Below are 16640 nucleotides of genomic sequence, written 5' to 3' on the forward strand. Positions count from 1 at the left end.
GCCCGGCCGCCGTGCGGAGCGCCTACCAGGTGACGGGCAGTTCGACCAGCCCCTGGAACGCCTCCCCGGGCTTGATCGGGACCTCGTCCGCGGGGACCGCCAGGCGCAGGTCCGGCAGCCGCTCGAACAGCGTGCGGAAGGCGATCTCCATGATGACGCGCGCCAGGTTCATCCCGACGCACTGGTGCGGGCCGAACCCGTACGTCAGGTGGTCGCGGAACCTGGGGCGGTGCCAGTCCAGGGTCTCCGGCCGCTCGTAGGCGTCCTCGTCGCGGTTGATGAGGGAGAACAGGAAGAACACCCCGTCGCCCTCGTGGATGGTGGTGTCGTCGTCGACCTCGATGTCCTCGGCGGCCACCCGCTGCAGCCCGTCCGGGACGGCGACCAGCCGCGTCAGCTCGTCCACGGCGGCGGGCCACAGCGACGGGTCGGCGCGCAGCTCGGCGAGCCGCTCGGGGTGCCGCAGCAGGGTGTAGGCGCCGAGCGCGATCGAGCTCGACGTGGTGTCGTGCCCGGTCACCAGGATGATCAGGAACATCTGGAGCACTTCTTCCTGCTCCACGTCGTCCGCTTCGCCGCGCTCGGCGAGCAGGTCCTTCAGGAAGCTCTCCGCGGGGCTCTGCCTGGCCTTCTCGATCAGTTTGCCCAGGTAGGCCATGAGCTCGTCGTAGGCGGCGGCCGCGTCCGGGCCGAACAGGATCTGGTGCGCCTTCCGCTCGAAGTACTCCTGCTCCTCGTGCGGGATGCCCAGCGTCTCGCACACCGCCATCAGGGGGACGGGCGAGGCGAACATGGAAGCCAGGTCCGCGGGGGCGCCGTGCTCCAGCATGGCGTCCAGCCGCCGGTCCACGATCTCCTGGATCTTCGGGCGCATCGAGTCGACCCGCCGCACCGTGAAGCCCGCCTGCGCCAGCTTGCGGCGCGCGCGGTGCTTCGGGCCGTCGACCCCCACCAGCGCGGTGAGCAGCTTGATGACCTTCTGCTGGACGTCGTTGAACTCGACGGCCGCGGCCGCGCTGACCATCGGCCAGTCGGGGTTGGTGCGGTCGCTGGAGATGCGGGGGTCGGTCAGGAGCCGGCGGGTCAGCTCGTGGCCGGTGACGGCCCAGGCTTTCCGGCCGTCGTAGAGGGTGATCTGGGAGATCGGGCGCCGCTCGGCCAGCGTCCGGTAGCCCGGCGCGGGCTCGTAGGGGCAGGTGCGGTCCTGCGGGAAGGGGACGGTCTCGGTCATGGCGAAGCACTCCCTGGGCAACGGGCCGGGGCACGACCGGGACCGGCTTCCGCCCGCGCCGCGGGCGGAAGCCGGTCGGGGTGCGGCCTCGGTGGGCGGGTCTGGTCGTTGCGGGGTCAGACGAGCCGCACCGGGAGGTCCTTGGTCCGGGTGAACCCCGGACGCAGGATCCACGGGACCTCTTCGCGCGGCACCGCGAGGCGCAGGTCCGGGAACCGGGTGAACAGCCCGCGCAGGGCCACCTCCGCCTCCAGGTAGGCGACGTGCTGGCCGAGGCAGCGGTGGATCCCCTTGCCGAAGCCGAGGTGGCTCTCGCTGCCCACCGCCAGCCGGTCGACGATCAGCTTCTCCGGCTCGGGGAACTTGCGCGGGTCGGTGTTCGCGCCCATGATCAGCGGCACGACCGGCATCCCCCGCGGGATCACCACGCCGCCCACCTCGATGTCCTCGGTGGCGAACCGCGGCTGCCCGAACTGGATCGGCCCGAGGCGCTGCAGCTCGCGGACGGCCTGCGGCCACAGCGCCGGCTCCGCCTTCAGCCGGTCGAGCTGGTCTGGGTTCTCCAGCAGGGCGAGCACCGAGTTCCCGATCAGGTACGTCGTGGTCTGGTGGCCGGCCGTCACCAGGCTGAACAGGATCCCGACCAGCTCGTCGTCGGTGACCCTGGACGGGTCCTCCTGCTGCGCCTGGACGAGCGCGGTGACGAGGTCGTCCTTCGGCTCGGCCCGCCGGCGCTCGATCATCTCCCGCGCGACGGCGAGGGTCTTGCGCACCTCGCCCGGGAGCCGCTCGCCGTCCAGCGTGGCCATCGCGTCGCTCCAGGACCGCCAGTACGGCCGGTCCTCCTCGTCGACGCCGACGAGCTCGCAGATGACGGTGACCGGCAGCGGGTAGCAGAACGTCTCGACGAGGTCGATCGGCGTGCCGTCCCCGCCGAGCCCGTCCAGGTGGTCGAGCAGGTCGGCGGTGAGCTCCTCGACCCGGGGCCGGAACTTGCCGACCCGGTGCGCGGTCAGCGCGTAGGACACCAGCTTGCGCAGCCGGGCGTGGTCGGGGCCGTCGGACGCGTTGATGAGGTTCTTCAGCCAGGGGATCAGGTCCTCCGGCATGTCGAGGTGCTGGAACACGCCGTTCCGGATGTCCTCGGCGGGCGAGTCGCTCAGCGGGTTGGTGAGGAACCGCTGGTCGGTGAGGACCTGGCGCACGTCCTCGTAGCGGGCGGCCAGGAACATCGGCGGGCCGCCCATGAAACCGCCGAGCTGCAGCGTCGGTGCCTCGCGCACCCGTGCGTGTGCGCCGAACGGGTCGGCGACCACTTCTGGCGAGAACAGGTCGATCGGCTCGCCCTGATTCTCGGTGGTGGCGGTCATAGCGTTTTCCTCCCGTGTGGAAAGCGTGCGCCGTGTGGAAAGCGTGCGTTCCGCTGGTATGGGCAAGCGCGTCGCAGCCCCGTTTCGGAACGATAAGAAGGGGAGTCCGGCCGGGCATCCCCCAACCTGATAGAACTCGGTGCCCGCGCCCGCTCCGCAGGCCGTCCGGGTCCGTTCGGCGGTCACCTGGCCGAGCGGGACGTTGTCGCCGAGCTCGCGGCGCAGCCGCCGCAGCATCTGGCCGTAGGAGCGGACCGTGTCGGCGTCCGGGTCCCGGCGGGCCAGGAACTCCTCGCACCCCGCCCGGCCTCCCGCGACGTCCCGGATATACTCATCGCGGACATCCGGCGGTTCTTCGGCCGGATGCGCCGACGACGCGCGGCCGGATCTGGAAGAATGCCACCTATGGCACGGTTTATCGGTTTCGGCAATGTAGTCCTGCCCGTGCGGGATCTGCCCGCCAGCATCACGGCCTGGACCGCGTTGCTGGGCGGACCACCCGCGTTCCAGAGCGACGATTTCGCGGCGTTCTCCAACGATGGCGTGGAGATCGGGCTCACCGCGGCGCCCTGGGTGGATCACCCGCTGGTCTTTTGGGCGGTCGAGGATATCGAACAGGAGCATCGCGCACTGGTCGCCGCCGGGGCGACGGCGATGACCGAGATTTCCGACGGATCGCTCGCCGAGGTCGGTACCGCCGAGGCCGCCGCGGGGGACAACATCGATCCGGCAACCGGCATCGTGGACATGCCCGGAGCCCGGCTGGCCGTCCTGAAGGCGGCCGACGGCAACCTGATCGCCATCACTCAAGAGGTACCGATGGACTGGTCGGCCGACCAATCGTGAGATCGGGCGTACCCGAGCTGTCCCGGCGGGTACTGAACCGGACACTCCTGGAGCGGCAACTGCTGGCCCGGCGCGTTCCTCGTACTCCGCTGGAGGCGATCGAGCACCTCGTGGCGATGCAGGCACAAATGCCCAACGGACCTTATGTGGGGCTGTGGGCGCGGTTGGAGAACTTCCGGCACGATGACCTGACGGCCCTGCTCGAGAGCCGCGACGTGGTGCACGCCACTATGCTGCGCTGTACCCAACACCTGGCCTCCGGCGAGGACTTCCGTTGGCTGTGGCCGACGGTCGCGCCCGCTGTGCGGAAAGCCTTGACCGACGCGTACTACGCCACGCAGATCGAGGGTATGGATCTCGACGAGCTCGCCCGCGTCAGCCGACAGCTACTGACCGGAAAGACGCTCACCCGCCGGGATCTCGGCCAGTTGCTCACCGACCGATTCCCCGGCCGCGCCCCCGGCCGGCTGGCCGAGGCCATCGAGCTGCTGGAGGCGTTGGTGCATCCACCACCCCACTCCACCTGGGGCCGGTGGGGGCATCGGCGTGGGACACCGGTCACCCTGGCCGACGAATGGCTCGGCCGCCCGCTGACCGACGCGCCGCAACCGGAGACGATGGTCCTGCGCTACCTCGCCGCGTTCGGTCCAGCCGGTGTCATGGACATCCAGGCCTGGTCGGGATCGACCCGGCTCCGCAAGGTCGTCGAAGGGTTGCGGCCGAAACTGCGCGCCTTCCGGGACGAGCAGGGAGGCGAACTGCTCGACCTGCCCGACGCACCGCTGGGCGAACCGGACCGACCGGCGCCGGTCCGGTTCCTGCCCGCCTTCGACAACGCCGTCCTCGGGTACCGGGACCGGACCCGCGTGATCAGCGAGGAGAATCGCCGCCGGATCGCGCCCAGGGCCTCCGGGGGCGTGCCATTGCTCCTCGTCGACGGCTTTGCGGAAGGCAGCTGGAAGCTCACGAACGGCCACCTGCACATCGCACCGTTCCGGCCACTGTCGGGATCCGAGAAAGCGGCGGTACGAGACGAGGCCGCCCGCCTGCTCGCGTTCGTCGCCCCGGACAACACCGAACCGTCGTTCACACTGGAGTAAGCCCGATCGGGACTCGGGCCAGGGCGAACCGGTCGAGGTGGTGCTTCCCGGCCCGCCCCTTCGCCGTGGCCCTTTCCCGGCGTAGGCGAATTCCCTATTCAGCTCAACCCCGCATGCGCTTCCGGCCTCATCTTGTCTGCCCGGCCATTGCCGTTCGCGGCGATCTGTGCGTGCTGATGACCGGGTGCTGCTGATCGACGTGGAGAACGTGCTGGGCACGCGCCCCCGCAACGCCCGCGCCCGCCTGGCCGGGCTGCTGGCCGACGCCGGGCCCCTGGCCGCCGCTCGATCAGCGCGGCGAGATCGGTGGTGACCCAGCCGCGACCGGGCCCGGCCGCCCAGGTGGTGAAGGCGTGCAGCGCCGAGCGGTGCCGGTTCCAGGTCCGCGCCGCGGCCTCGCCCCAGGCGGCGGTGAACACCGCGGCCGCCCGCACGGCTATCAACGCGAGGGATACCCGGCCGCCCGCACCCGCCCTAGCCTGCGTGTGGTCGATCACGTTCAAAAAATGTCGGAACGTAGCGAACCGTGAGGGGTGCTGGTGACAAAGCCGACGCCGACCGAGATCGGGCAGGGATATGACGATTTCGCGGAACTGCTCGATCAGCTCTGGGGCGACAATCTGCACCACGGCTACTGGGAGGACGAATCCGACGGCGCGTCGCTCGACGAGGCCACGAACCGGCTGACGGGCAAGCTGGCCGGGATGCTGCCCATCGAGCCGGGCGCCCGCCTGCTCGACGTCGGCTGCGGCGTCGGCGAGCCGGCCGCCCGGCTGGTCCGGGACCACGGGATCACCGCGGTCGGGATCTCGATCAGCAAGCGGCAGGTGGAGCGCGCGGGCGAACGCGCCGCTTCCGCCGGGCTGGCGGACCGGCTGTCGTTCGAGTACGCGGACGCGATGGACCTGCCGTTCCCGGACGCGTCGTTCGACATCGTCTGGGCGCTGGAGTCGCTGCACCACATGCCGGACCGGTGGCACGTGATCCGCCAGGCGGCCAGGGTGCTGCGCCCCGGCGGGCGGCTGGCGATCGGCGACTTCCTGCTCCGCGGCGAGCACGGGAGCGGCGCCGACGCCGCCGCCCGGGTCGACCTCGTCCGGCAGGGCGTGCTGAAGATCGTCGATCTCGACGAGTACCTGTCCCGCATCCGGGAGGCCGGGCTGGAGCCCGAGGTCGCCGAGGACATCAGCGACCGCACCCGCCCGTCGTGGGGCAAGTCCGCGGAGATCTTCACGGCGGTGCGGGACCAGGCCGTACGGCACATCGGGGCGGAGCAGTTCGAGCGCACGCTCTCGAACTTCCGCCAGCTCAGCGACGCGCCGATGGTGGGGTACGTCCTGCTGACCGCCCGCAAGCCCGCCTGACCCGTGGTCGTGGCGGAGTGACCATCAGAAACGTTGCAGGTGGAGCCATGCAGACGACCGACCAGACGACCGACCGCACGTCCGAGCAGACGACCGAAGAGACGATCCGCGCCCTGTTCCGCAGGATGATCGGCGACGAGAAGCACATCTGGGCCGCGGTGTCCACGACGGACACGATCTGGGTGCTCTACGACCGGGTGCTGAACGTGTCGCCCGACACCGTCGACGACCCGGACCGCGACCGGTTCTACCTCTCCAAGGGCCACGGCCCGATGGCCTACTACGCGATGCTCGCCGCGAAGGGCTTCTTCCCTCCGGAGGAGCTCGACACCTGGACCACGGTCGACTCCCCGCTCGGGCTGCACCCGGACCGCGTGCTCGTGCCCGGCGTGGAGATCAGCAGCGGCTCCCTCGGCCACGGGCTGCCGCTCGGCGTCGGGACCGCGCTCGGCCTGCGCATCGACGGCCGCGCCGCCCGGGTGGTGGTGCTGATCGGCGACGGCGAGCTGGACGAGGGCAGCAACAACGAGGCGATCGAGATCGCCGGGCGCTTCGGGCTGGACCGGCTCACCGTGATCGTGATCGACAACAAGTCCGCCAGCCTCGGCTGGCCGGACGGCATCGCCAAGCGGTTCGAGGTCGAGGGCTGGGACGCCGCCGCCGTGGACGGGCACGACCACGAAGCGCTGTACAAGGCGCTGACCCGGGAGCCCGCCGGCCGGCCGCAGGCCGTGGTGGCGAACGTCCGTCGCAAGGAAGGGGTCGCCGGATGACGACCGAGGTGGACAGGAAGCTGATGCGCACGGTCTTCATCGACACCGTGATCGCGTCGCTGGCGACCGACCCGCGGGTGGTCATGCTGACCGCCGACATCTCCTCGTGGTCCTTCGACGAGGCGCGGGAGCGGTACCCGGACCGGGTGATCAACGTCGGGATCCGCGAGCAGGCGATGATGAGCATGGCCGGCGGGCTGGCGCTGACCGGGTACCGCCCGGTGGTGCACACCTACACGCCGTTCCTGGTGGAGCGGCCGTTCGAGCAGATCAAGATCAGCCTCGGGCACCAGGACGTCGGCGCGGTGCTGGTCAGCATCGGCGGCTCCTACGACGACCTGGCCCGCGGCCGCACCCACCAGGCGCCCGGCGACGTGCCGCTCCTCGACACGCTGCCGGGCTGGACCGTGCACGTGCCGGGGCACGAGGACGAGGTCGAGCCGCTGCTGAAGGACGCGCTGTCCGGCGACGGGCGGGTCTACATCCGGCTGTCCGACCAGGTGCACGGCGAGTCGGTGCCGCTGTCGGACGGGTTCACCGTCCTGCGCGAGGGCACCGCCGGGGTGGTGGCCGCGATCGGGCCGATGCTGCGGCAGGTGCTCGAAGCCACCGCCGGCATGGACGTGACGGTGCTGTACGCCTCGACGGTCCGGCCGTTCGACCGCGCCGGGCTGCGCCGCGCGGTGGACTCCGCGGCGCCGAACGTCGCGCTCGTCGAGCCGTACCTGGCCGGCACCTCGGCGCACGAGGCGGCCGAGGCGCTCGCGGACGTCCCGCACCGGCTGCGCTCGTTCGGGGTGCGGCGCGACCGGGAGGTGCGCGCCTACGGCAAGGCGGCCGACCACGACCGGCTGCACGGGATCGACGCCGCGGGCCTGGCCGGGGCGATCGGCGACTTCCTCCGCCGGGCGTGACCCGGACGGAGCGCGGCGACCGGCCGCGCCGCCGTCCGACCGGCGGAGCGGCCGGCAGAACAGTCCACCGAACGGCCGGCCGGAGCGCCGGCCGGCAGTGCAGGGAGCATCGATGAGCCTGACCGACGACCGCGCGGACCTCACCCAGCTGATCTACCGGTTCTGCACCCTCATGGACGAAGGCAGGTTCGAGGACCTGCGCTCGGTGTTCGCCGAGGAGGTCGCCTCGAAGGACCCGAGCGGCGCGCCGGTGCGGGGGCGGGACGCGGTGATCGCGGGCGCGGCCGCCGCGCACTCGCCCGGCGAGCGGTCCCAGCACCTCGTCCACAACGTCCTCATCGACGTGGACGGCGACCGCGCCGACGTGACGGCGAGCGTGGTCGTGATCCTCAGCGACGACACCGCGCCGGAGGGGGCGATCGCTCCGGAGCCCAAGCTCACGATCAGCTCGCGCCTGCGGTACGGGGCGGTCCGCGCCCCGGAGGGGTGGCGGGTGTCGAGCATCGACGGTGACCTCGTGTGGGCGAGCCACAAGCAGCCCGAGGCCGCCCCGGCGTAGCCGGCGGCCCGCGGGGCCCGCGGACGACGAGACCGCCGTGCGGAGATCCGCACGGCGGTCTTCTCGCACCCGCCGGCCGTCCGGCTCGGCCGTCCGGCTCAGGCGGCGGCGCCGCCCGGCACCGGCCGGCTCCGGCGGCTCAGCTCCGGCCGATCAGCAGGGGGAGCCTGTCGACCCCGGTCATGATGGGGATGGACTTGAACGTCGGGCCTTCCCGCGGGTCGACGCGCAGGTCCGGGAAGCGGTCCAGCAGGACGTTCAGCGCGATGCGGCCCTCGGCCCGGGCCAGGGGGGCGCCCATGCAGAAGTGGATCCCGCGGCCGAACGACAGGTGGTTGTTGGGAGCGCGGGTCGGGGCGAAGGCGTGCGGGTCGGGGAACTCGCGCTCGTCCCGGTTGGCCGCGCCGAGCCACACCATCACGAGCTCGTTGGCGGGGATGCGCCGTCCGCCCAGCTCGACGTCCTCGTTGGTGAGCCGCGAGACGGCCGTGAACGGGGGGAGCAGCCGCAGCGACTCCTCGATCACGTCCGGGAGGAGCGTCCGGTCGGCGCGCACCCTGCCCATCCACTCCGGGTGGGCGTCCAGGCAGAGGACGGTGTTGCCCAGCAGCATGGTCGTGGTGATGTAGCCGGTGAGCAGGAGCACGAAGCCGAAGTTCTGCACCTGGGCCTCGGTGAGGCGCTCCCCGTCCACCTCGGCCTCGACGAGCCTGGTGAGCAGGTCGTCGCGCGGCTTCACCCGCCGCTCCGCCACGTGCTCGCCGATGTAGCGGAGGACCTCGGCGGCGCCGTCCATGGCCGCCGCGTGCGGCGCGCCGTCCGGCCCGTCCTCCCAGTTCTCCAGGGAGACGTCCTGGTGGTCGTCGAACATCTGCGCCACCCACTTCTTGAACAGCGGGCGGTCGCCGGCCGGCACGCCCAGCAGGTCGGCGATGACGATCACCGGCAGCGGGTAGGCCAGCTCCTCGACCAGGTCGAACCCCTCGCGGGCGGCGACCGCGTCGAGCAGCTCGCCGGTCACCTCGGCGATCCGCGGTTCGAGCCCCGCCACCACCTTCGGCGTGAAGACACGGCTCACGATCTTGCGGAGCTTGGCGTGCGGCGCGCCGTCCATGCGCAGCAGGTTGCCCTCGTTGACCCGGTCGTCGATGGGGATCTTTCGCTGGACCTCCGACGAGAAGACCGCCGGCTCGTTGAGGGCCCGCAGCGCCTCGGCATGGCCGTAGACGTTCCAGACCTTGGTGACCGGGTCGAAGGCGACCGGCTCGGCGGGCCGCTCACCCCGCATCCAGAACTGCTCCTCGGGGGCGTCCCAGGAGTCGGTGACTGCGACCATGATGTTCCTTCCTGAAGGGGGCCTTCAGCGGTCGACCCGCAGCGCGCCGGTCGGGCAGGCTTTGACGGCGTTGAGCACGGTGCTCTCCTGGGCGGGGTCGGGCGTGGTCCGCAGGAGGATCACGGTGCCGTCGTCCTCGTCCTGGTCGAACACGTCGGGGAGGCGCAGGACGCACAGGCCCGCGCCGACGCAGGCTTTCGGGTCGGCGTACAGCTTCATGACGCGTCCCAGGCGACGGGCAGCGCGTCGACGCCGTAGTGCAGCATCTCGTCGCGCACGGGGACCTCCTCGGGCGGGACGGCGAGGCGGAGGCCGGGGAGGCGGCGCAGCAGCTCGGTGAAGGCGATCCTCATCTCCACCCGGGCCAGCTGCTGGCCCAGGCACTGGTGCACGCCGTGGCCGAACGCCAGGTGCGGGCCCCGGGGGCGCGTCACGTCCAGCACGTCCGGGTCGGGCCAGTGCTTCTCGTCGCGGTTGGCGGTCACCACCGAGACCACCACGGACGAGCCCGCCGGGATGTGCTCGCCGCCGATCTCCAGGTCCACGGTGGTGAACCGGAAGAGCCCGATGTGCACGATCGACAGGTAGCGCAGCAGCTCCTCGACGGCGTCGCCCATCCGGGACGGGTCCTCGCGCAGCGCGTCGAGCTGGCGGGGGCGCTGCAGCAGGACGAACGTGCCCAGCCCCAGCATGCCCGCGGTCGTCTCGTAGCCCGCGAGGAGCAGCAGGTTGGCGATGCCGACCAGCTCGTCGTCCGTCAGCGCGGGCTCGGCCCCGGCGCGGTGGATCAGGTCGGAGAGCAGGTCGTCGGCGGGGTCCGCCCGCTTGCCGGCGATCAGCCGCGCCATGAACGCCCGCAGCGCCTCGGCGTTCTCCATGGCGTCCTTGACCGGCAGGTTCGCCTGCAGCAGGGTCGTCGCGCGCCGCCGGAACTCCGCCCGGTCCGCGTACGGCACCCCGAGCAGCTCGCAGATCACCAGCGAGGGCACCGGGAACGCGAAGTCGGCCATGAGGTCGGCGGTGCCGCCCCGGGCCGCCATGGCGTCCAGCCGCTCGGTGACGATCTCCTCGATGCGTTCGGCGAGCCGGTTGATCCGGCGGACGGTGAACTGCCCGGCGAGCAGCTTGCGGTAGCGGGTGTGCTCCGGCGGGTCCATGTTGATGAACGACCCGGCCTGCGCCTTCGCGTTGCGCAGCTGCTCCCGCTCCTCCTCGGACAGGCTCGTGAACCGGGGGTGGTAGCGGAACCGGTCGGAGGAGAACCGCGGGTCCGCCAGCACCGCGCGGCCCTCCGCGTGCCCGGACACCAGCCAGAACGGGGCGCCGCCGGGCAGCGTCGCCCGGGTGACCGGGGCCCGCTCGGCCAGCGCCACCAGCGCGGGCGGCAGCGTGAACGGGTCGTCGCGGTGGATGAGCTCGCGGGGGATCGGCGAACCGAGCACGTTGCCCTCGGGTGGCTTCCCGGGCGGCTTCTCGGTCGGTTTGGTCGTCACGGCGGGGGACTCCTTCTTCTCGCTCGGGGCCGGTCTCGCTCCGGCGCGGGTCACAGGCTGCGCAGGTTCGCCATGAGGCTGCGGAGCTCGACGGTCAGGTAGTTGCTGTGCCGCAGCAGCGAGGTGAGCTGGTCGAGCGCGACCCACAGGAACCGGTCGCCGGGGTCGGCGGCGAAGCCGTCGTCGACCTCGACGACCAGGTAGCGGTTCTGCGCGTGGTAGAAGCGGCCGCCCTCCTCGGAGTACATGACGTCCAGCCGGATCCGGTCCGGGGGCGCGGCGAGCACGTGGTCCAGGTAGCGCGGACGGTGCTCCGGCGGCGCGTCGGCGTAGTTGCCCGGCTGGCAGTGCACGCTGGCGGTCAGCTCGGCGATGTTGAGCATGCCCGCGTCGCTGCGGGCCCGGACCAGGGCGTGCAGCGTGCCGCCGATCCGCTTGACCAGCAGCGCGACCAGACCGGGCTGGACGGGCGCCAGCAGCGGCTGGGACCACGCGGCGACCTCGCGGTTGGTCGCCCGCACGTCCACCGCGACGATGTCGAAGTACTTGCCGTCCCGGTGCCCGATGGCGTCGGCGCCGATCCGCCAGCCGCCCTCGGTGACGTCCCGCAGCGGGACGAGCCGCTGCACCAGCTCCTGCCGGGCGCGGATCTCGGTGAGCCAGCCGAGCACCTCGCCCAGGTCGTGGACGGCCCTGCCGTGCCCCGCCAGCGAACCGCGGACCGCCTCGGCGAACGAACCGTCCGCGGCGTCCCGGCGCCCGCGCGGCGGGGCCGGGGCCAGTTCGGGCGGGATGCACGCCAGGACGGTCCTGGAGTCCATGTTCACCATGTGGTCCAGGCGCAGCAGGCGGTGGATCTGGTCGAGCGTCAGCCAGCAGAAGTCGTCGTGGAGCGGGACGTCGGCGTCGGTCTCGACGACGATGTTGCGGTTGCGCTTGTGCAGGAACCACGTCCCCTGCTCGGACTGGAGCCCGTCGAACAGCACCCGGCCGCGCGAGCCCGGCCGGAAGTACTCCAGGTACTTGGTCCCGGCGCCGCCGTGGACCTTCGTGTAGTTGCTGCGGGTGGCCTGCACGGTCGGGGAGAGCTGGAGGCCGTTGATGTTGCCCGGCTCCATCTTGGCCTGCATCAGGCAGTGCGGGACGCCGCCGAACCGCTTGACGAGGATGCCGAGCAGCCCGATCTCCTGCTGCACGATGATCGGCTGGGTCCACCGGCCCGCCCACGCCCGGTCCGTCCGCACGCGCAGGCCCTCGATCGAGAAGAACCGCCCGCTGTCGTGGACGAGGTTGCCGGTGCCGGGCTCGAAGCCCCATCCGGACAGGTCGGCGAACGGGATCCGGTCCACCTGGAAGCGGTTCGCGCGCGCCCGCGCGTCGAACCAGGTGTGGAAGCCGGTCATGGACATGACCGCGCCGCCGCCCGCCTCGACGGCGGCTCCCGCCTCCGCCTCCGCCGCGTTCACGCCGCCCACCGCGTCAGGCGTCCGGGCACAGGTGCATCAGCGCCCGGGCCGCCAGCCGGTAGCCGTACGCGCCGAGGCCGACCACGGCGCCGGACGCGAGCGGGGCGAGCACCGACTCGTGGCGGAACCGCTCCCGGGCCCAGACGTTGCTGAGGTGCACCTCGATCCACGGCGGCGGGTAGCTCGCCAGCGCGTCCCGCAGGCTCCAGCCGGCGATCATCAGCGCGCCCGGGTTGACGATGGCGCCGACCGTGGTGTCGCGGTGCTCGTGGACCGCGCCGACCAGCTCGCCCTCGCCGTCCCGCTGGACCGGGGCGACCTCCCAGCCGCGGGCGGCCACCTCGGCGGCGACCGCCTTCTCGATGTCGGCGAGCGTGTCGGTGCCATAGATCTCCGGTTCGCGGTGACCCAGCGCACCCAGATTGGGACCGTTCAGCAGCAGCACGACGCTCAATGGGGCACCTCTCAGTTCGGCACGGGTCCGACCGGCACGGGGCTCTGCGCCGTCGTCGCGCGGCCGACGCCGTCCGACCAGCGGCGATCCGCGTGATCCGTTCGCAGGCTAGGAGAGGCGCGACCGGCCCGGTATCCCTCGACCTGATAGCTCCCGATCGGGACGGGCGTGTACCGGGACGGACGCGAAGTCCTATCAGGTCGGGGGATGCTCGGCCCGGCGCCGCTTACTTAATGTGCCGAAGAGGCCGAATCGCCTTTCTTGTGCACGCGAGGGCCGAGGTGCCCGCACCCGGCGCGGCGAGCGGCACGATCGGCGGACACCGCGCCGGACGACGCCGGTCGACGAGATCGGGAACACGCGAGGAGGTCGCGGGCATGACGGAGAGCAAGGCGTTCCTCCTGGAACTCGTGCGCAAGTACCATCGGGAGAACGCGTCCGACGAGTTCGTGCCCGGGACCACGCCGGTGCCGGTGTCCGGGGCCACCCTGGACGAGGAGGACCGCGTCGCCCTGGTCGAGGCGGCACTGGAGATGCGGATCGCCTCCGGCGTCAGCGCACGCCGGTTCGAGCGCGAGTTCGCGCGCGCTCTGGGGCTGCGCAAGGCGCACATGACCAATTCCGGCTCGTCGGCGAACCTCCTCGCCCTGTCCGCGCTGACCTCACCGACGCTGGAGGACCGCCGGCTCGTCCCCGGCGACGAGGTGGTCACCGTGGCGGCGGGGTGGCCGACCACGGTCAACCCGATCATCCAGAACGGGCTCACCCCGGTGTTCGTCGACGTCGAGCTGGGCACCTACAACCCCGTCCCGGAGCGCATCGAGGCCGCCGTCGGCCCGCGCACGAAAGCGATCCTGGTGGCGCACGCCCTGGGCAACCCGTACGCCGCGGCGGAGATCGCCGAGATCGCCGACCGGCACGACCTGTTCCTGATCGAGGACAACTGCGACGCCGTCGGCTCCTTCTACCAGGGGCGCCCGACGGGGACGTTCGGCGACCTGTCCACCGTCAGCTTCTACCCGGCGCACCACCTCACCACCGGTGAGGGCGGCTGCGTGCTGACGTCCAACCTCGCGCTCGCCCGGATCGTGGAGCAGCTGCGCGACTGGGGCCGGGACTGCTGGTGCGAGCCGGGCGAGGACGACACCTGCCGCAAGCGGTTCGACCAGCAGATGGGGTCGCTGCCGCACGGCTACGACCACAAGTACATCTTCTCGCACGTCGGATACAACCTGAAGGCGACCGACGTGCAGGCCGCGCTCGGGCTCACCCAGCTCGCCAAGCTGGACGACTTCGGCGCCGCCCGGCGGCGCAACTGGCGGCGGCTGCGCGAGGGCCTGGCCGACGTGCCCGGACTGCTGCTGCCGAGCCCGACGCCCGGCGCCGACCCGAGCTGGTTCGGCTTCGTGATCACCGTGCTGCCGGACGCCCCGTTCACCCGGGCGGGCCTGGAGGGGTTCCTCGGGTCCCGCCGGATCGGCACCCGGCGGCTCTTCGCCGGCAACCTCACCCGGCATCCCGCGTACGAGGACCGGACGTTCCGGGTGTCCGGCGAGCTGGCCAACTCCGACGTGATCACCGAGCGGACGTTCTGGGTCGGCGTGTACCCGGGGCTGACCACACCCATGATCGATTACGTGATCGAGTCCATCCGGGAGTACGTGCGGACGGCCGGGCGCTGACGGCACGGTCCCGGCCGAGGGGAAACCGAGTGAACGACCAGGTCCACCGACGCACGTTCCTCGCCTCCGCGGTGCTCGGCTCCGCGGGCGCCGCCGGAAGCGCCGCGGGCCCGCCCGGTTCGGACGCCGCGCACGCGGCGGCCGTCCCGCCGGCGCGCGGCGCGCCCCCGGCACGGACGGCGGCGCCCCCGGGACGGCCCGGCGCGCCCGCGGCACCGAACTTCGGGCTGGCGAAGTTCCGGGACCCGCTGCGGATACCGCCGGTGATCCGGCCGCGGGGCCGGCACCGCGGCGAGATCGCCGTCGGCATGACGACCGCGCGGCTCAGGCTGCACTCGCAGCTGCCGCCGACCACCCTGTGGACCTACGAGGGCCACTTCCCCGGCCCGACCATCGAGGTGCGCCGCGGCGGCCGGCTGCGCGTCGCCTGGAGCAACGACCTCGACGGGACGGTCCCGCTGGTCGCCGTGCGGGCACCGGTCGCCCGGCCCTCCCCGGCGGACACCCCCGGCTACCGGAACCCCGACGGCACCCTGCCGTCCGGGGTGGAGCTCATCGACGGCGTCGCCGAACTGCCGCCGTGGACCGTCGTGCACCTGCACGGCGCGGCGGTGAACGGCGGCAGCGACGGCTGGGCGCACAACGCCGTCCTGCCGGGGAACGCGCAGCTCACCGAGTACCCGAACCGGGAGACGGCGCGGACCCTCTGGTACCACGACCACGCGATGGCCGTGACCCGCTTCACCGTGTACGCCGGGCTGGCCGGCATGTACCTCGTCCGCGACGAGGAGGAGGACCGGCTCGGCCTGCCCGGCGGCGACCAGGAGATCCCGCTGGTCATCGCCGACCGCAACCTCGACACCGACCCGGCGACCGGCGCGCTCACCGGCCGGCTGCTGTTCAAGTTCCAGTACGCGCCCGCGACCGGCACGTCGGCCCCCGTCACCGGCCCGTTCACCCTCGTCAACGGCGTCATCTGGCCGCACCTGGAGGTCCGGCCGCGCTGGTACCGCTTCCGCGTGCTCAACGCGGCGAACGCGCGCTTCTTCCGCCTCGACCTGGCCGACGAGACGGGCACCGTGCGGAACGAGGCGGTGCGGATCATCGGCACCGACGCCGGGCTGCTGCCCGCTCCCGCGCGGGTCCCCGGGAACGGGCTGACCCTCGCCCCGGGCGAGCGGGCCGACCTGCTGATCGACTTCGGCCGGTTCGCGGGACGGCGGCTGCGGCTCACCAGCACCGGCAGCGCGGTCGAGCCGGACATCATGGAGTTCCGCGTCGCCGGGCGCGGGCGGCCCGGCCCGTTCCGGCCGCCGGAGCGGCTGGCGTCGTCGTACGTGCGGCTGGAGCACGGCACGACCGTCCCGGACGACCACGACGAGGTGTTCGTGGCGGCCCTCCCGCCCAACGTGGCCGGGCAGGCGCACCCGCAGATGTGGGAACTGCAGGAGATCACCGACCCGGACCAGGTGCCCGGGCGGCTCCCGGCGGAGGGGATCCTCCAGCTCACCGACCCGGCCACCGGACGGGTGCGGACGTTCCGGCGGGTCGCGAGCCTCTTCGACGACACCACGACGATCTTCATCGACCACGGCCGGTGGGCGGTGTGGAACCTGATCCAGCTCGGCGGGCCGCCGCACCCCACGCACATCCACCTGGCGCGGCTCCAGCTCCTGTCCCGCCGGACGTGGCGCGACCTGTCGGCCTTCGACGCCGCCGCCGGCGGCACGTCCCGGCCGCTGCCCGTGCCGGACGCGGGACCGCCGATCGAGCGGCACGAGGAAGGCTGGAAGGACACCTTCAACCTGTGGCCCGGGGAGTGGATCACGGTCGCGGGCCGGTTCGAGGGCGCGACCGGCGCGTTCATGTACCACTGCCACATCCTCGACCACGAGGACGAGGGCATGATGCGGCCGTTCGTCGTGCACCCGCCCGAGGTGGCGCGCTTCCACATGCACGGCGGCTCGCACGGCGGCGGCTCGCACGGGGGCTCGCATGGGGGCTCGCACGGGGGCGGCCACCCGTAGCCCGCCGAGAGCGCGGGGGACGGGC

Annotated in this window: 16 protein-coding genes; 9 read left to right on the forward strand and 7 right to left on the reverse strand. The window is 72.4% G+C overall.

Annotated elements, in window-relative coordinates; genetic code table 11:
* Positions 1-22: 22 nt before the first annotated feature.
* Both H505_RS0124075 and H505_RS0124080 read right to left on the reverse strand, forming a co-directional pair.
* Positions 23-1231, reverse strand: a complete 1209-nt coding sequence (locus tag H505_RS0124075) for a cytochrome P450 (RefSeq protein ID WP_026404021.1) — start codon at positions 1229-1231, stop codon at positions 23-25.
* Between the two features lie 116 nt (positions 1232-1347).
* Positions 1348-2601 (reverse strand): cytochrome P450 family protein, encoded by a 1254-nt coding sequence (locus tag H505_RS0124080; protein WP_026404022.1) that lies wholly within the window; start codon positions 2599-2601, stop codon positions 1348-1350.
* Positions 2602-3006: 405 nt separating this feature from the next.
* Here H505_RS0124080 and H505_RS0124085 point away from each other — a divergent pair, with 405 nt between their 5' ends.
* The 7 genes from H505_RS0124085 (at position 3007) to H505_RS0124110 (ending at position 8157) form a co-directional block, all read left to right on the forward strand.
* A complete protein-coding gene (locus tag H505_RS0124085) occupies positions 3007-3447 on the forward strand; it encodes a VOC family protein (protein ID WP_034519597.1) in 441 nt (146 codons plus the stop codon).
* 110 nt (positions 3448-3557) lie between these two features.
* Positions 3558-4547: a winged helix DNA-binding domain-containing protein gene (locus H505_RS0124090; protein ID WP_281173485.1), complete on the forward strand. Its 990-nt coding sequence runs from the start codon at positions 3558-3560 to the stop codon at positions 4545-4547.
* Positions 4548-4713: 166 nt separating this feature from the next.
* Positions 4714-4860, forward strand: coding sequence for a hypothetical protein (locus H505_RS50035; protein ID WP_157433109.1), 147 nt, complete (start codon positions 4714-4716; stop codon positions 4858-4860).
* 226 nt (positions 4861-5086) lie between these two features.
* The gene (locus tag H505_RS0124095) at positions 5087-5911 is read left to right on the forward strand and encodes a methyltransferase domain-containing protein (protein WP_026404025.1); all 825 of its coding nucleotides are present in this window, start codon (positions 5087-5089) and stop codon (positions 5909-5911) included.
* 125 nt (positions 5912-6036) lie between these two features.
* On the forward strand, positions 6037-6684 hold the full coding sequence (locus H505_RS0124100) for a thiamine pyrophosphate-dependent enzyme (RefSeq protein WP_233617808.1): 648 nt from the start codon (positions 6037-6039) through the stop codon (positions 6682-6684).
* Positions 6685-6707: 23 nt separating this feature from the next.
* Positions 6708-7598 carry a transketolase family protein gene (locus tag H505_RS0124105; protein ID WP_211238548.1) on the forward strand — a complete coding sequence of 297 codons (891 nt, stop codon included), beginning with the start codon at positions 6708-6710 and terminating at the stop codon, positions 7596-7598.
* A gap of 112 nt (positions 7599-7710) precedes the next feature.
* Positions 7711-8157 (forward strand): nuclear transport factor 2 family protein, encoded by a 447-nt coding sequence (locus H505_RS0124110; protein WP_026404028.1) that lies wholly within the window; start codon positions 7711-7713, stop codon positions 8155-8157.
* 139 nt (positions 8158-8296) lie between these two features.
* Here H505_RS0124110 and H505_RS0124115 read toward each other — a convergent pair whose 3' ends face one another.
* From H505_RS0124115 to H505_RS0124135, 5 genes are read right to left on the reverse strand one after another with little or no spacing between them, the layout of a single operon-like run.
* Positions 8297-9493 carry a cytochrome P450 gene (locus H505_RS0124115; protein WP_026404029.1) on the reverse strand — a complete coding sequence of 399 codons (1197 nt, stop codon included), beginning with the start codon at positions 9491-9493 and terminating at the stop codon, positions 8297-8299.
* 24 nt (positions 9494-9517) lie between these two features.
* Positions 9518-9712 (reverse strand): ferredoxin, encoded by a 195-nt coding sequence (locus tag H505_RS0124120; RefSeq protein ID WP_211238546.1) that lies wholly within the window; start codon positions 9710-9712, stop codon positions 9518-9520.
* The gene (locus H505_RS0124125; RefSeq protein WP_233617806.1) at positions 9709-10986 is read right to left on the reverse strand and encodes a cytochrome P450; all 1278 of its coding nucleotides are present in this window, start codon (positions 10984-10986) and stop codon (positions 9709-9711) included. The genes H505_RS0124120 and H505_RS0124125 overlap by 4 nt, the downstream gene beginning before the upstream one ends.
* A gap of 50 nt (positions 10987-11036) precedes the next feature.
* Complete coding sequence (locus H505_RS0124130; protein WP_245592621.1) at positions 11037-12452, reverse strand: NDP-hexose 2,3-dehydratase family protein; 1416 nt, start codon at positions 12450-12452, stop codon at positions 11037-11039.
* 13 nt (positions 12453-12465) lie between these two features.
* Complete coding sequence (locus H505_RS0124135; protein ID WP_325052947.1) at positions 12466-12897, reverse strand: type II 3-dehydroquinate dehydratase; 432 nt, start codon at positions 12895-12897, stop codon at positions 12466-12468.
* 386 nt (positions 12898-13283) lie between these two features.
* On the opposite strand from H505_RS0124135, the gene rfbH reads away from it, so the two are divergent.
* Together rfbH and H505_RS44040 are read left to right on the forward strand one after the other, a co-directional pair.
* A complete protein-coding gene (gene rfbH, locus H505_RS0124140; RefSeq protein WP_026404034.1) occupies positions 13284-14588 on the forward strand; it encodes a lipopolysaccharide biosynthesis protein RfbH in 1305 nt (434 codons plus the stop codon).
* A gap of 29 nt (positions 14589-14617) precedes the next feature.
* Positions 14618-16615, forward strand: coding sequence for a multicopper oxidase family protein (locus tag H505_RS44040; protein ID WP_051301104.1), 1998 nt, complete (start codon positions 14618-14620; stop codon positions 16613-16615).
* The last annotated feature ends 25 nt before the right edge of the window (positions 16616-16640 follow it).

This window comes from Actinomadura rifamycini DSM 43936, assembly GCF_000425065.1.
GTDB lineage: Bacteria > Actinomycetota > Actinomycetes > Streptosporangiales > Streptosporangiaceae > Spirillospora > Spirillospora rifamycini.

Excerpts from the sequence above, each read along its gene's own strand:
- H505_RS0124075 (WP_026404021.1), bottom strand. The coding sequence starts at position 1,231 with ATGACCGAGACCGTCCCCTTCCCGCAGGACCGCACCTGCCCCTACGAG.
- H505_RS0124080 (WP_026404022.1), bottom strand. The coding sequence starts at position 2,601 with ATGACCGCCACCACCGAGAATCAGGGCGAGCCGATCGACCTGTTCTCG.
- H505_RS0124085 (WP_034519597.1), top strand. The coding sequence starts at position 3,007 with ATGGCACGGTTTATCGGTTTCGGCAATGTAGTCCTGCCCGTGCGGGAT.
- H505_RS0124100 (WP_233617808.1), top strand. The coding sequence starts at position 6,037 with ATGATCGGCGACGAGAAGCACATCTGGGCCGCGGTGTCCACGACGGAC.
- H505_RS0124105 (WP_211238548.1), top strand. The coding sequence starts at position 6,708 with ATGCGCACGGTCTTCATCGACACCGTGATCGCGTCGCTGGCGACCGAC.
- H505_RS0124110 (WP_026404028.1), top strand. The coding sequence starts at position 7,711 with ATGAGCCTGACCGACGACCGCGCGGACCTCACCCAGCTGATCTACCGG.
- H505_RS0124115 (WP_026404029.1), bottom strand. The coding sequence starts at position 9,493 with ATGGTCGCAGTCACCGACTCCTGGGACGCCCCCGAGGAGCAGTTCTGG.
- H505_RS0124120 (WP_211238546.1), bottom strand. The coding sequence starts at position 9,712 with ATGAAGCTGTACGCCGACCCGAAAGCCTGCGTCGGCGCGGGCCTGTGC.
- rfbH (WP_026404034.1), top strand. The coding sequence starts at position 13,284 with ATGACGGAGAGCAAGGCGTTCCTCCTGGAACTCGTGCGCAAGTACCAT.